The organism is Brevundimonas sp. GW821-FHT12E07, assembly GCF_058807035.1.
The window spans coordinates 481,738-495,537 of record NZ_JBXAQH010000002.1 but is presented as its reverse complement, the minus strand read 5'-3'; the positions used below and the strand labels follow the sequence as shown (position 1 = coordinate 495,537).

At 67.8% G+C, this 13,800-nt stretch carries 10 protein-coding genes; 3 read left to right on the top strand and 7 right to left on the bottom strand.

The window, feature by feature from the left end; translation table 11 throughout:
- The first annotated feature begins 47 nt into the window (after positions 1 to 47).
- Entirely contained in the window at positions 48 to 1,538 is a 1,491-nt protein-coding gene (locus AC1ROD_RS10555; protein WP_492948198.1) for a phospholipase D-like domain-containing protein, read from the top strand.
- Here the strand turns inward: AC1ROD_RS10555 and AC1ROD_RS10550 are convergent.
- From AC1ROD_RS10550 to folD, 5 genes are all read right to left on the bottom strand, one after another.
- A complete protein-coding gene (locus tag AC1ROD_RS10550; protein ID WP_492948197.1) occupies positions 1,535 to 2,272 on the bottom strand; it encodes an endonuclease/exonuclease/phosphatase family protein in 738 nt (245 codons plus the stop codon). The genes AC1ROD_RS10555 and AC1ROD_RS10550 overlap by 4 nt on opposite strands.
- A 92-nt stretch (positions 2,273 to 2,364) precedes the next feature.
- The gene (locus tag AC1ROD_RS10545) at positions 2,365 to 3,057 is read right to left on the bottom strand and encodes a TPM domain-containing protein (protein ID WP_492948196.1); all 693 of its coding nucleotides are present in this window, start codon (positions 3,055 to 3,057) and stop codon (positions 2,365 to 2,367) included.
- Positions 3,051 to 3,833 (bottom strand): TPM domain-containing protein, encoded by a 783-nt coding sequence (locus AC1ROD_RS10540; RefSeq protein ID WP_492948195.1) that lies wholly within the window; start codon positions 3,831 to 3,833, stop codon positions 3,051 to 3,053. The genes AC1ROD_RS10545 and AC1ROD_RS10540 overlap by 7 nt, the downstream gene beginning before the upstream one ends.
- Positions 3,834 to 3,868: 35 nt before the next feature.
- Positions 3,869 to 4,540 carry a LemA family protein gene (locus AC1ROD_RS10535; RefSeq protein WP_492948194.1) on the bottom strand — a complete coding sequence of 224 codons (672 nt, stop codon included), beginning with the start codon at positions 4,538 to 4,540 and terminating at the stop codon, positions 3,869 to 3,871.
- A gap of 69 nt (positions 4,541 to 4,609) precedes the next feature.
- Positions 4,610 to 5,533 (bottom strand): bifunctional methylenetetrahydrofolate dehydrogenase/methenyltetrahydrofolate cyclohydrolase FolD, encoded by a 924-nt coding sequence (folD, locus tag AC1ROD_RS10530; protein ID WP_492948193.1) that lies wholly within the window; start codon positions 5,531 to 5,533, stop codon positions 4,610 to 4,612.
- 95 nt (positions 5,534 to 5,628) lie between these two features.
- Between folD and AC1ROD_RS10525 the strand changes: the two genes are divergently transcribed.
- A complete protein-coding gene (locus AC1ROD_RS10525; protein WP_492948192.1) occupies positions 5,629 to 7,488 on the top strand; it encodes a PPC domain-containing protein in 1,860 nt (619 codons plus the stop codon).
- A gap of 3 nt (positions 7,489 to 7,491) precedes the next feature.
- Here AC1ROD_RS10525 and AC1ROD_RS10520 read toward each other — a convergent pair whose 3' ends face one another.
- Positions 7,492 to 9,372, bottom strand: coding sequence for a hypothetical protein (locus tag AC1ROD_RS10520; RefSeq protein WP_492948191.1), 1,881 nt, complete (start codon positions 9,370 to 9,372; stop codon positions 7,492 to 7,494).
- A 121-nt stretch (positions 9,373 to 9,493) separates the two neighbouring features.
- Positions 9,494 to 10,678, bottom strand: a complete 1,185-nt coding sequence (locus AC1ROD_RS10515; RefSeq protein ID WP_492948190.1) for a glycoside hydrolase family 88/105 protein — start codon at positions 10,676 to 10,678, stop codon at positions 9,494 to 9,496.
- 150 nt (positions 10,679 to 10,828) lie between these two features.
- Between AC1ROD_RS10515 and AC1ROD_RS10510 the strand changes: the two genes are divergently transcribed.
- Complete coding sequence (locus tag AC1ROD_RS10510) at positions 10,829 to 13,741, top strand: TonB-dependent receptor (protein WP_492948189.1); 2,913 nt, start codon at positions 10,829 to 10,831, stop codon at positions 13,739 to 13,741.
- Positions 13,742 to 13,800: the final 59 nt, after the last annotated feature.

Here is a 13,800-nt window from a genome sequence, read left to right as displayed (position 1 = left end):
CGCCTGCGCGCAACAACGCTGTCACGCGAATCCTTCAGACAGGACGAATGGTCGCATCGGACGACACATATCCCGACAGTCTGCTGGCCCCGGGCCGGACCGTGTGGCGCGTGGAGAAGGCCGACCGGTTCGCAGTCCTGATGGAGAACGAGGCCTATTTCGACGCCCTGGCCTCGGCGATCGCCAAGGCGCAGCGGTCGATCGTCCTGCTGGGCTGGCAGTTCGACCCGCGCACCCGTCTGGATCCGCAGAGCCGGGCCGGCGACCGTCAGGCCGAGATCGGGCACCAGTTGCGGATGCTGGTGCGCTCGAAACCCGAGCTGGACGTGCGGCTGCTGATCTGGAAATCGCCACTGCTGATCGCGGCGTCGCAGGGCTTCTATCCGCACAAGGCCCAGCGCTGGTTCAGGAAGCGGATGGTCGAGTTTCGGCTCGACTCGCCGGGACCGATCGGCGCCTGCCACCACCAGAAGGTGGTCATCATCGACGACAAGGTCGCCTTCTGCGGCGGGGGCGACGTCTCGGTGGACCGCTGGGATTCGCCCGAGCATCTGGACCACGATCCGCGCCGCTGCATGCCGTCGGGCCTGATCAGCGCGCCGCGTCACGAGACCATGGCGGTGATGGACGGGGCGGCGGCCCGGGCCTTGGGCGATCTGGCGCGCGAACGCTGGTTCCGCGCCACCTGGGAGCGGACGGTGCCCGACGAGGTCGACAGCGATCCCTGGCCCGACGGGGTCAAGGTCACCATGACCGACGTCCCGGTCGGCATCGCCCGTAGCGAGCCGAAGTGGGGCGGGCGGGGCGAGGTGCGCGAGAACGAGGCCCTGCATCTGGAATCCATCCAGAAGGCGAAGACGCTGATCTATCTGGAGAACCAGTATTTCACCTCGCCGGCGATCGCCGCGTGTCTGGCGCAGCGGCTGGCGGAAGAGGACGGGCCGGAGGTGGTGCTGGTCTCGACCGGCAACAGCCCCAGCTGGTTCGACAAGATGACCATGGACACAGCGCGGTCCGAGGTCCTGTTCCGGCTGGAGGCCGCCGACAAATACGACCGCTTCCACGCCTTCGCGCCGCATACGCCCGATGGCGACCGGATCATCGTCCACGCCAAGGTCTCGATCATCGACGACCGGCTGCTGCGCATCGGCTCGACCAATCTGAACAACCGGTCGATGGGGCTGGACACCGAGTGCGACATCGCCGCCGAGCCGGTGGATCAGGCGGGGCGCGACGCCATCCGCCGCTATCGCCATCACAGCATCGGCCATTTCATCGGGGTCTCGCCCAAGGACTTCGCGGCGGCGGAAGCGGTGCTGGGCTCGACCGGCAAGGCGATCCGGACGTTCGACACCGGGCGGATGGAGTTGCTGGGCGCCACGCCGCCGTCGCGGCTAGAGCGGTTCATTGCCGAATGGCAGCTGGGTGATCCGTCGTCGTCCGACAACGCCTGGCGACCGTGGAAGCGGCGCAACCCCTCGCAGCGCATCGCGGGCGGCAACTTCAGCCAGCTGCGGGAACGCCCCGACGGCCTTTAGGCGTCGATCTCGAAGTCGATGACCAGGGGCAGGTGGTCCGAGGCCACGCGGGCGAGGGGCGAGAACGGCGCCTTGACCCCCGTGATGCGGATCTGCGGGCTGACGAAGGCGTGGTCGATGCGGATCGCCGGGAAGGCCGAGGGGAAGGTCTTCACCGTCTGTTTCAGGCCGAGCTTGCGCTGGCAGTCGGAAAAGCCGTTGCGGCACAGGGTCTGATAGGGACGGGTGATCGAGGTGGCGTTGAAGTCGCCGGTCAGGATGGTCGGCCCCTTGCAGTCGGGATGGCCCAGCCAGTCCTTGCCCATCAGGGCCGCCGCCTGAAGCCTCTGCTCGCGCGGGACGAGGCCCAGGTGGGTGTTGATGACATTGACCTCGACGCCGTCGAAATCGATGGCCGCCCAGACCGCGCCGCGCGGCTCCAGCCCCGGAATGCCGCGAATGGTCGGCAGGCCGCCCTTGCGGACGAGCCGCTCGGGCCGGTGGGTCAGGAGGGCGTCGCCATACTCCTCGGCCTCGATCAGCATGGCGGCGTTGAAGTGGAAGCTCATGTCCAGGCCCGCCGCGATGGCCTCGGCCTGGTCGACGTTGCGGGTGCGGGCGCGGCCGACGTCCAGCTCCTGCAGGCAGACGATGTCGGGCTCGTGCTCGGCGATGACGCCCACGATACGATCGACGTCGAGGCGTTTGTCGGTGCCGACGCAGCGGTGGACGTTGTAGGTCAGAAGACGGGGCATGCGGTCCAGCAGCGGTTGCGCGGGCGAACTGCTAGGCCAATTCGAACCCGATTGCGACCCTCGTGGGGCCGTGTCCGAAAACCGTCACGGGATCAGATTTCGACAAGGCGGTTCGGCAGTTCGTCCGGATTGTTCGCCCTGGGAGGAAAGTGGGCGGACAGGACATCGCCGGTCAGGCCGATGGCCGTCTCGAAACCGTCGGCGGCCCGGCCGGAGCGCAACGAGCGTGTCAGGGCGTCCACGGCCCTGGCCCAGACTTCGGCGTCGACTTTGGAGTGGATGCCTTCGTCGGCGACGATCTCGACCTGACGGTCCGACAGGGCGGCGAAGATCAGGACGCCGGTGCGGTTCTGGGTCGTGTGCAGGCCGTGGGCGAGGAACTGCTGCAGGGCGGCGCGGCGCACCCGGGCCCGGCGCACGCGGCGGGGCGTAACCATCCGCAGAACCGTGGGAATGCAGGTGATCAGGAAGACGACCACGAACACCGCCGCCTGGATGACGGCATAGGCGGCGAGGGTCTTGCCGATGGTGACCTTGCGGGCGGCCAGATGGGCGGCCTCCCAGCTGTCGCCGAGGCCGGGGAACCAGGCCGGATCGAAGTTGAAGGGAATCAGCAGCATGGGCAGCAGCAGGGCCGCGACCGCCGCCCAGCCGAGACTGACGTCGCGATAGGAGGAGACCTGCCGCGCGAAAACGCAGAAGATTTCGCCGGACGTCCGACGCTCGGCCATGGCGATCGCCGCGGCGATGCGGGCCTGATCGTCAGGGGTAAAGACCTTCACCATCCGCCTGAGGCTCCCCCGCCGCCGAAACTGCCGCCGCCGCCGGAGAAGCCGCCGCCGCCGCCGAACCCACCGCCGAAGCCGCCGCTGGAACTGCGCCCGCTGTTGGCCCGGCTCATGGCGTCGAGCGCGCTCCAAAGGATGACAGGGCCGATCCCGCTGCCACGCCGCCGTCTGCCGCCGCCGCGGGAGGCGCGCATCATGCCGACCAGAATGAACAGGAAGACGAGGGCGACGAGGATGATCGGCGCGATCGGGACATCGGCCTTCTGGGGCCTGGCCGCGGCGGCGCGGGCCTGGGCGTCGGCCGGGTCGAGCATCAGCTGGGCGATAACGGCGTCGGTCCCCTGGACGATGCCGCGCTGGAAGCCGCCCGTCCGGAAAGCCGGCAGGATTTCATTCTGGATGATCTGGGCCGACATGGCGTCGGTCAGGACGGGCTCGAGGCCATAGCCGACCTCGATCCGCACCCGGCGCTCATTGGGCGCGACGATCAGCAGGGCGCCGGTGTCGTGCTCCTTGCTCCCGATGCCCCAGGCGCGGCCCAGCCGATAACCGTAGTCCTCGATCTCATAGCCCTGCAGGCTGTCGAGGGTGACCACGACCAGCTGGTCGCCGGTGTCGGCCTCCAGCTTCTCCAGCCTGGCGACGAGGGCGGCCTCGGTATCGGGCTCCAGCAGATGGGCCTGATCCACCACGCGGCCGGACAGGCTGGGGAAGGTCGGCTGCGACTGGGCGGCGCAAGGGAGCGCCGCCGCCAGCCAGAAGGCCAGCAGCAACCAAACCGCTTTCACGGGGGAGGGGGTGAGCGCTTTCACTGCGCGGGCGCGGAACCCGGGGTGACGGCGGGGGCGTTCCCCCCCGGGCGCGCGGCCGGAGCGGTCGGGCCCACGTTGAAGGTGACGGTCGGGGCGTTCTGCGCCTCGGCTGAGGCGGTGAACAGCTGCATCGGTTTTGAGCCCGACTGGAAGGTCTTGGCCCAGATCACGGTCGGGAAGGTGCGCAGCGAGGTGTTATAGTCCCGCACCGCCTCGTTGTAGTCGCGGCGCGAGATGGTGATGCGGTTCTCGGTGCCCTCCAGTTGGGACTGGAGCTGGACGAAATTCTGGTTCGACTGGATGTTCGGATAGGCCTCGACGGTGGCCAGCAGCCGCGAAAGGGCGCCGGTCAGCTGGCCCTGGGCCGCCTGATAGGTCTGGAAGGCCGCCGGGTCGCTGAGGGTCTCGGGCGAGATCTGGACCGAGGTGGCCTTGGCCCGGGCGTCGATGACCTCGGTCAGGGTGGTGCGTTCGGCGATGGCCGCGCCCTGGACCGTGGCGACGAGGTTGGGGATCAGGTCGGCGCGGCGCTGATACTGGCTCTGGACGTCGGCCCAGGCCGCCTCGGCCCGTTCCTGCTTGGTCGGAATGGTGTTGTAGCCGCAGCCCGCCACGGCGGGCAGAAGAGCGACCGCAATCGCCGCGTTACGAACGGGGAAGCGAACCATAGCGTGTATCCTCGACCGGTCCGCTCTTCTGGCGGGCGAGTCGGACTATTAGCGGTCAGGCGTTACGCTTCAAGCGTCAAGAGATACCGGCGTAACGCTATTTGCACGACAGGCCGCGACATAGGTGTTGGCCAGCAGGCAGGCGATGGTCATCGGACCCACGCCGCCGGGAACGGGAGTGATCGCGCCAGCGACGGCCGCGGCCTCGGCGAAGGCGACGTCGCCCACAACCCGGGTCTTGCCCTCGGCGGCCTTGACCGGATCGGCGGACGGAACGCGATTGATGCCGACGTCGATGATGGTCGCGCCAGGCTTGATCCAGTCGCCCTTGATCATCTCGGGCCGGCCGACGGCGGCGACCAGGATGTCGGCCTCGCGGCAGATGGCGGGCAGGTCGCGGCTGCGCGAATGGGCGATGGTGACGGTGCAGTTCTGGGCCAGCAGCAGCTGGGCCATCGGCTTGCCGACGATGTTGGAGCGGCCGACGATGACGGCGTTGAGGCCCGAGAGGTCGCCCAGCGCATCCTTTAGCAGCATGACCGAGCCCAGGGGCGTGCAAGGGACCATGCCGGGCAGGCCGACGGCCAGGCGTCCGGCGTTGACCACGTGGAAGCCGTCGACGTCCTTGTCCGGGTCGATGGCGTCCAGCACCACGGTGCTGTCGATGCCGGCGGGAAGAGGCAACTGGACGAGGATGCCGTGAATGCCCTTGTCAGCGTTCAGGTCGGCGATCAGGGCCAGCAGTTCGGCCTGGGTGGTGGTATCGGGCAGACGGTGGGTGTCGGAGCGCATTCCGGCCTCGCGGGTGCGCTCGCCCTTGTTGCGGACGTAGATCTGGCTCGCGGGATCCTCGCCGACGATGACGACGGCCAGGCCGGGAGTGACCCCGTGGTCCGCCTTAAGGGCGGCGGAGGCGGCGGTCACGCGCTCCACCAGACCGGCGGCGAAGGCCTTGCCGTCGATGATCCGGGCGCGCGCGTCGTTTTCCGCCATGAAAGCAGCTTCCGTCAGGTTTCGTTCAGATGCGGGCGATTTACAGTGGAGGCGGTTCGGCGTCTATGTACCGCCGACACAACTTGGGGGAATCCATGCGCCGTTCCGTGATCACCGCCACCGTAAGCGCCCTGGCCCTCGGGGTCGGCGCGAGCCTTCTCGGCGGTCAGGCCATGGCGCAGACTCCGCTGCAGGTCGGGGCCAACGTCAGTGGGACCCTGGATGACGCGGACGCGACCCTCGGCTCTGACGACAGTCAGTACCGGTTCGAGGACTACCGGTTTACGGCGCGTGCCGGACAGCGGCTGGAAGCGATCATGCGTTCTGACGCCTTCGACACCTATCTGGAGGTCTTCAAGGCCGGCGAGGAAGAGGCGGATACCGGGCCGCTGGGCGAGGATGACGACGGTCTGGCCGACGGCACCAACTCGCGCCTGCGGTTCGTGGCGCCCGGCAACGGCGCCTACACCCTGCGCGCCCGGACCCTGTCCGGACTGGAAGGCGGCGCCTACAGCCTGTCGCTGACCCAACGGCCGCCGGCGCCGCGCGCGCCGCGTCCCACGGGACTTCGTGTGGGCCAGACGGTTTCGGGCAGCATCGCCGCCAGCGATCCCGAGAACGACGACGGCCTGCGATACGACGCCTATGCCTTCCGCGCCCGTACGGGCCAACGCTTCGCCATCGCGATGAAGTCGGCCGATACGGAGGCGCTGGACCCGGTGGTTCACGTTGGCCGGATGGTCGGCGGCAGCTTCGTCGAGATCGCCCAGAACGACGACGCCGCGACCGGCGGTCTGGACTCCTATCTGGTGTTCACCGCTCCGAGCTCCGGCGAGTTCATCATCCGGGCCACGCCGCTGGGGGAGGACGCCAGCGGCGACTACACGATTTCTCTGGAGGAAGGCCCACCGCGGCTGGACGCCCCGCCCATCGCCATCGGCGAAACGAAAGAGGGCGAGCTGACCGAAAGCGACGGGCTGAACGACGCCGGCCAGCGCGCCGACGCCTATAGCTTCACCGCCACGGCCGGCCAGCGGATCCAGGCTGACCTGATCTCGGAGACGTTCGACACCGTCCTGGAGCTGTTCAACGCCAACGGGGAGAGCATCGATCAGGACGACGACAGCGGCGACGAAAACAACTCGCGTCTGACCGCCACACTGAAGGACGGCGGCACCTATACGCTGCAGGTGCGGGCGATCGGCGATACGCTGCTGGGCGCCTATACGCTGAAACTGGCCGAGGCGGCGCCGCCTCCGGCGGCCATCCCGCTGCCGTTCGGCGAGACTGTCCAGGGCGAGATCACAGAGGACGGCGCCCGCGACGACGACGAGCGCGGCTATGCGGACTACAGCTTCCAGGGCACGGCCGGGAACCGGGTCCAGATCGTGATGCGGTCGGGCGACTTCGACACCTACCTCCAGATCGGCAAGCCGGGCGACGACTTCGAGGCCTTGAGCAGCGACGACGACGGTCTGGGCGAGGGGACGGACTCGCGGCTGAACTACATCCTGCCGGAGACGGGCGAGTATGTGATCCGCGCCTCGCCGCTGGGCTCGGACGCCAAGGGGCTGTTCTCGATCGAACTGACCGACAAGGGGCCGCAGCCCGAGCCGGGCAGCATCCTGGTCGGCCACACCGCCCGCGGCGCGCTGAACGACAACGCCGGCATCGCCGACGACGGCGCCTTCTTCGACGCCTATGCGATCACGGTGGCCGAGGGTGACAAGCTGGACGTGACCCTCGTCTCCAACGACTTCGACGCCTACCTCGACATCGGCAAGATGAACGACGGAACATGGGAGAGCGTCGTCAGCGATGACGACAGCCTGTCCGACACCCACGCCAAGGTCGAATGGACGGTCGAGACGGCCGGGACCTACATCATCCGCGCCCGCAGTTTCGCCCAGGGCGAGACCGGCGACTACACCCTGGCGGTCGAGGTTCGGAAATAGCGCTCAGCGGCCGGTCGAGGCGTCCCGGAAGCTGAGGCTCCAGGACAGGTCGATCGGTCCAGTCGCCTGGGTGGTTCGACACTCCACGACAGACCGCAGGGCGCCCACGGGCGTCCTGTGGACGCGTGGGTCCAGCGTTCCGGCGCTGCAGGTCAGGCCTTCGACCGCGAACCGCTCGATCTCTCCGTCGCTGTAGCGGGCGCCGCCGGTCGCGACGGTCGCCTCGCCAAAGCTGGCGAAGGTCAGGTCGATCTTCGCGATCGTCACGCCTGCGCCGGGCTCGATATGGTCGGTGCGGGTGACGCGGCCGGGCTCCAGCACATAGCGGGTCGAGACGCTGACGCGGTCGTCGGCGACCGGGGCGGGCTGTCCCATCCGGTCCAGCTTCGACTGGCTGTACGTGACGATGGTGCGGTCGCCGTCCGTTGTGACCTCGGCATGGGTAAAGAAGGCCAGAGGCTGCAGCACCGATCCGTCGGACAGGGTCAGGCGCGGCAGAAGCTGCGGATACGTCTCGTCCGCCGCCCCGGCCAGAACGCCCGGCGAGAAGGGGATGGGGAAGTAGGGGGTGTTCATGTGCTGGCCGTCGCCGCCGTTGATCAGCGGCAGTCCGATGACACGCGAGCCGTCCCTGTAGGTGATCAGCAGCCGGTCGTACTCACCCTTCGCGAACCAGTTGGTCTGGCTGCGGGGCAGGGTGGACAGCCAGGCCTCGAAGCCCGGATCGGGCGCGGCGTCATGATAGCCGAGCCGGTTCCAGATGGCGTTGGTGTAGAGCAGCTGGTGCGCCAGGCTGAGGTTCTCCCCCAGGATCCGGTGCTTGCCGCGATAGGCGTCGGTCTTGCGCCCGTGGTCCCACAGATTGACCGAGCCGGTCGCCGGATCCAGCCAGAAGTCGGCGTAGCGGGCGGCGACGCGCGAGGAGAAGGCATAGGCCATGGCCTTCTCCTGATCGCTCAGGACGTCGAGCGAGGCGGCGGCGGTCAGGACCTCGAGGAAGGCCGTCTCGCCATAGGTCCCGATGCTGCGGCCGTATTCGAAGCCCTCGCCGCGAAGGTTGAGGCGCGGCAGCATCAGATCGACGGAGGACCGCAACCAGGTCTTGACCTCGGGCGGCGGGGCGACCCCGGTTTCGATGAAGCGCTGGGCGATCTCGCCGATCAGCAGCACGCTGTAGCGGTCGAAGCGGCCGTCGCCGTTGGTCTCGTCCGCAAAACCATACTGGCCGGAGTATTCGCGGAAGTGATCCAGCGTCTTCGCCAGCAGGGCCTCGCTGGCGCTCGCGTCTTCCCAGCCCAGCAGATAGCGCAGCCGGGCGATCGAGAAGGCGACCCCGAAGTAGTTGTTGGGCAGGTCGATCAGGGTCAGGTCGGACGTCCGCACGAACCGGCGCCAGTCGAGCTGGACGCGCAGCTTCGCCAGGGTCCCGGGGCTGACCGCCTGATCCAGCAGGCCGGCGACCTGAAGTTCATGCAGGGCGGAGACATAGTAGTAGATCCCCCAGCTGTCGTTGGGATCGTCGACCGTCAGATCGGCCAGGCGGCGGAAGCTGGACAGATATTCCGGGAAGTTCGGATCGGTGCGCGGCGTCTGGCTCAGCACATGGGCCATGGCGATGGCGATCTTGCCGGGCAGGAATTTGTCGTGGGCCTCAAAGACGGCGACCCCGTCCAGCCGGTAGTCGCGGCCGTCGGCGCGAAGCTGTTCCAGCAGGGCCTCGACCTGGGGCGTGATGCGGGTCTCGACCGTGCGGTTCATAGGGGCGACGTCGCGGTAGATCGGGCCGCGCGAGGCCTCAGCGGGGGAGGTTTCAGGCGTGGTCGCGCAGGCGGCGCCGCTCAGCAGGCAGAGAGCGGCCGTGGCGAGAAGGAGGCTGCGCGGCATCGGCCAGTCCCTGCATTTGAGAGGAAAAGGGCGGGAACGGCCACGGCCGCCCCCGCCAGAGAACTGCTCCTGGGAAGGAACCTGATCAGGCTGAATTGGTCAGGCCAATTTGTCAATCGGCCTACCAAGCGGTCCGGCGCGATACCTCCGACGCCGCCATCAGGAAGGCGCCGGACCCGTAAAGCTGGGTGTCGGTGGGCGTGACATGGTCGGGGGCGTAGCCCACCTGTTGCACCCAGCCGAGGCGGCCATCGGGCTGGACGGCGCGCGACAAAGCGGCCCAGCCGTTCGCCACGGCGGGGCTGTAGGTCGCTCGATCCAGCACCCCGGCGTTCACGCCCCAGGCCAGGCCATAGACGAAGAAGGCCGTGCCGCTGGTCTCGGGCGGACCGCCGGCGTCCAGCAGGGAGACCGGCCAATAGCCCTCGGCGCCCTGGAGGCCGATCAGCCGTTCGGACATCTGGCGGAAGATCCTCTCGTAGCCGGCGCGGGCCGGATCGTCGGCGGGCAGGGACTGCAGCACCTTGGCGAGGCCGGCGTAGGACCAGCCGTTGCCCCGGCTCCAGAACACCTTGTGGCCCGCCGCGTTCGGCTTTCCGATGAAACGGCTGTCCCGATAGAAGAGGTGGTCGTCGCGGTCGTAGAGGGCCTCGATCGTGGCGTTCAGTTCGCGCTCGGAGTGGCGGCGGTACTTCGGATCCCCGGTGATTTCAGACAGTTCGGTCCAGACCGGCGGGGCCATGAAGATGGCGTCGCTCCAGCACCAGCGGACCTGACAGGGCCGTTCGCCGCGGCCCTCGTCGAAGGTCATGGCCGCGTCGCTGGGAGAGGCGAGGACGGCGTCGAAGCGGGCGCGGATCGGGGCCAGACGCGCCTCTCTGGCTGCATCCTGCACCCGTCCGGCGGCCCAGATCCAGCTGTGGCCGATAGCGTCGGCGTCGGCGTGGCGCGGGCGCGTTCCGAAGCCCCAGTGCGCCGCCTCGCCATGATCCTCGATAGCCGTGGCATAGGTCGCATCGCCAGTCGCATCGGCGAAGTCGGCCAGTCCCGCCCAGAAAGTCGCCTGGATCCAGTCGATGGGATCGGCCGTCTGGTCGTGGAAAGTGCCGACGTAGTCGAAGGCGTCCATATGGGCCAGCTGCCAGTCGGCGACCCGTCGCGCCTGGGCCAGAACCGCGGCGTCGCGGCTCGTCACGGCCGATTGAACGGCCTTCGCTGAATCCCCTGTTGCGCCCGCGCAGGCGCCTGTCGCCAACAGCATGCCCGACATCGCCAGCACCGCCGCGCCCCAAGCCTTGTTCCGCATCGTCCACTCCCTTTCCGGGCCATTTGGCTAGCCCGGTTTATATTTTTGGTCTGACCAATCTTGTCACCGGTGTCACTTCCGGTCTAGCCTGTTCGCATAACGTCGCCCGGTTCACGGGCGCGAGGAAACATCAGGCAGGGGAAATACACCATGACCGCCAAGTCCAGGATCATTACGGGGGCGATGCTGCTCGCCTCGGCCGCGACGCTGTTCGCGGTTCCGGTTCTCGCGCAGACGGCGCCCGCTCCGGCAGCCGACCAAACGCCGCAGCAGACCGCGCCCGATGACGGCGCCCAGGTTGACGACGTCGTGGTGACCGGCATCCGCGCGACCCAGCGCAGCTCCATCGCGGTCAAGCGCGACTCGGCCACCATCGTCGACGCCATCGTCAACGACGAGATCGGCTCCCAGCCCGACAACTCCGTCGGCGATACGCTGGAGCGGATCACGGGCGTCACCGCCGACCGGTTCAAGGGCAACGCCAACGAGCTGTCGGTGCGGGGCCTGGGGCCGACCCTCAGCTTCTCGACCTTCAACGGCCGCGAGGTCTCGACCGCCGGTCCGGACCGTTCGGTGGCCTTCCAGCAGTTCCCGTCCGAGCTCGTGAACGGCGTCCTGGTCTACAAGACCCAGCAGGCCGACTTCCCCGAGGGCGGCATCGCCGGCGTGATCGACCTGCGCTCGATTCGTCCGCTGGACGCCCGTCCGCGTATCCAGGCCGAATATCGCGGCGTCTATCAGGAGAAGGAGGCCGCGGTGCCCGGCCGGGACGGCTTCGGCTACCGGGCCAATATCTCGGTGACCAACCGCTGGCGCGACACCAGCATCGGCGACATCGGGGTGAGCCTCGGTTACCAGCACCAGGACCAGGCCGCGCCCGAGGACTATTACACCACCAACTCCGCCTTCATTCCCTGCAACACGGCGGCGGTGAACCCGAACCTGATCACGGGTACGGCGGCGGCCCAGACGGCGGCGGGCACGAGCTTCAACTGCGCCATGCGGAACACGTTGAGCGCCGCCAACCAGGCGGGCACGACCGAGGTTCCGCTCTATTTCGCCACCACCTCGCGCGCCTTCCAGCAGAAGACGACCAGCGAGATCCGCGACGGCCTGATCGGCGCCCTGCAGTGGCGGCCGAACGATCGTCTGGACTTCGCCCTGGACGCCCAGTACTCGAACCGCAGCAGCCTCGAAAACCGCAATATTCTGGCCATCACCGAGGCGGCGCGTGGCATCCAGCCGATCGCCATCGGCGGTCAAACCGGCGGGCTGGGCTACAGCCCCGGCGCCCTGATGGCCTACCGCGGCAACTCCAATATCGAGATCCAGCTGGAAGACCGGCTGCGCGAGGAGGAGTATATCGGCGGCGGTTTCGCGGCCAAGTACAGCGGCGAGCGGCTCACGGTCACGACCGACCTGTCCTATTCGCAATCGGTGCGGACGGAGCTGCAGAAGGCCACCAACATGCGCTCCTCGCGCCGCGTGGCCTATGAGCTGAGCGGCCTTGACGACGTCGTGCCGACGGTCAACTTCATCGGCTTCGACATCAACGACCCGGCCAACTTCATCACGGCGGTTCCGGCGTCCAACACCAACTACGCCCGCTATCGTCTGGTCACGGATCGTCACGACGAGATCGCCGCGGCGCGGATCGACGGCGTCTATGATCTGGGCGACGGCTTCTTCAAATCCCTCGCGGCCGGCGCCCGTGTGTCGGAACACCAGCGCAAGACCGACGCCAACAACAACGTCGACGTCGCCATCCCGATCGCCCGCGACGGCCTGACAGCGGCCCAGATCGTGGCCCAGGCCAACGCCAACTGTCGCGTGCCGTTCGGCTCAACCGACTTCATGAGCCAGTCGAATACCAACATCCATTCGTGGGCCCAGTTCGACAACTCCTGCCTGTTCAACGCCTACACGGGCCGCGACAGCAACCCGCTGCTGACCGACTCGCGCGGTCCGGAAGACACGGACGTCACCGAGACGATCAGCGCCGTCTATCTGATGACCACCTTCGGCTCGGAGCTGAGGGGCATCCCGTTCAGCGGCAACGCCGGCCTGCGCTATGTCCACACCACGATCGACTCGCGGGGCTATCGCTCGGCGGTGACGGTGACGCCGTCGACCGGCGGCTCGGCCGCGACTCTGGTGACCGTTCCGGGCACGCTGTCGGAGGTCTCCGGTTCGGGCGAATACGACTATCTCCTGCCCAGCCTGAACCTGAACTTCGACCTGAACGACCAGACCCGGCTGCGCTTCGGCGCGTCCAAGGCCATCGCCCGGGTCGGCATCGAGGAGTTCAACGTCGGCATCACCCCGGTGGTCGACGCCAATGCGACCACGGTCCAGGGCGTCCTGGCCAACTCCACGACCGGCAATCCGAACCTGAAGCCGCTGGAAAGCTGGAACCTGGACACCTCGTTCGAATGGTATCCGAGCCGTGACGCGGTCTTCTCGTTCGCCACCTACTACAAGTGGATCAAGAATGCCGCCTTCGACGCGGTCCAGCCCTACACCACCTCGATCATCGCCAACGGGTCGGAGGTGACCTTCAACGCCGTGGCACCGGCCAACGACCCCGAGACGCGCCACCTGTACGGCTTCGAGGTGACCGGCAACTATGTCTTCAGCTTCCTGCCGGGGATGTGGTCGGGGCTGGGCGCGACGGCGGGCTACAACTACGCCGAGGCGGACTTCGAATTCCCCGATCCCTCGACCGTCGCCCCCTATGTCGACCCGGCCAATCTGCGCGGCCTGTCGAAGCACAACTTCACGGGCTCGGTCTTCTGGGAAGGCGCTGGCCTGTCGCTGCGGGCCTCGTATCGCTACCGCTCGGACTATTCCAAGCCGAACTCCTCGACCAACCGCAGCGTCCGCGGCTCGGGCTATCTGAACCTGTCGGCCCAGTACGACCTGACCCCGAATATCCAGCTGAAGGCCCAGGCGCTGAACGTCACCAACGAACGGGACATCATGTACAAGCCCGGCGAGGACGCGATCACCGAGGTCAGTGAGAGCAACCCGCAGTACTATTTCGGCGTCCGCTTCCGCTATTGATCCCCCTGACCCGCGACGGCTTCGCGGCCGTCGCGGGTTCGATTTTCCGGACCTGTCCC

Excerpts from the sequence above, each read along its gene's own strand:
- AC1ROD_RS10535 (WP_492948194.1), bottom strand. The coding sequence starts at position 4,540 with ATGGTTCGCTTCCCCGTTCGTAACGCGGCGATTGCGGTCGCTCTTCTG.
- AC1ROD_RS10510 (WP_492948189.1), top strand. The coding sequence starts at position 10,829 with ATGACCGCCAAGTCCAGGATCATTACGGGGGCGATGCTGCTCGCCTCG.
- AC1ROD_RS10515 (WP_492948190.1), bottom strand. The coding sequence starts at position 10,678 with ATGCGGAACAAGGCTTGGGGCGCGGCGGTGCTGGCGATGTCGGGCATG.
- AC1ROD_RS10520 (WP_492948191.1), bottom strand. The coding sequence starts at position 9,372 with ATGCCGCGCAGCCTCCTTCTCGCCACGGCCGCTCTCTGCCTGCTGAGC.
- AC1ROD_RS10550 (WP_492948197.1), bottom strand. The coding sequence starts at position 2,272 with ATGCCCCGTCTTCTGACCTACAACGTCCACCGCTGCGTCGGCACCGAC.
- AC1ROD_RS10525 (WP_492948192.1), top strand. The coding sequence starts at position 5,629 with ATGCGCCGTTCCGTGATCACCGCCACCGTAAGCGCCCTGGCCCTCGGG.
- folD (WP_492948193.1), bottom strand. The coding sequence starts at position 5,533 with ATGGCGGAAAACGACGCGCGCGCCCGGATCATCGACGGCAAGGCCTTC.
- AC1ROD_RS10555 (WP_492948198.1), top strand. The coding sequence starts at position 48 with ATGGTCGCATCGGACGACACATATCCCGACAGTCTGCTGGCCCCGGGC.
- AC1ROD_RS10545 (WP_492948196.1), bottom strand. The coding sequence starts at position 3,057 with ATGGTGAAGGTCTTTACCCCTGACGATCAGGCCCGCATCGCCGCGGCG.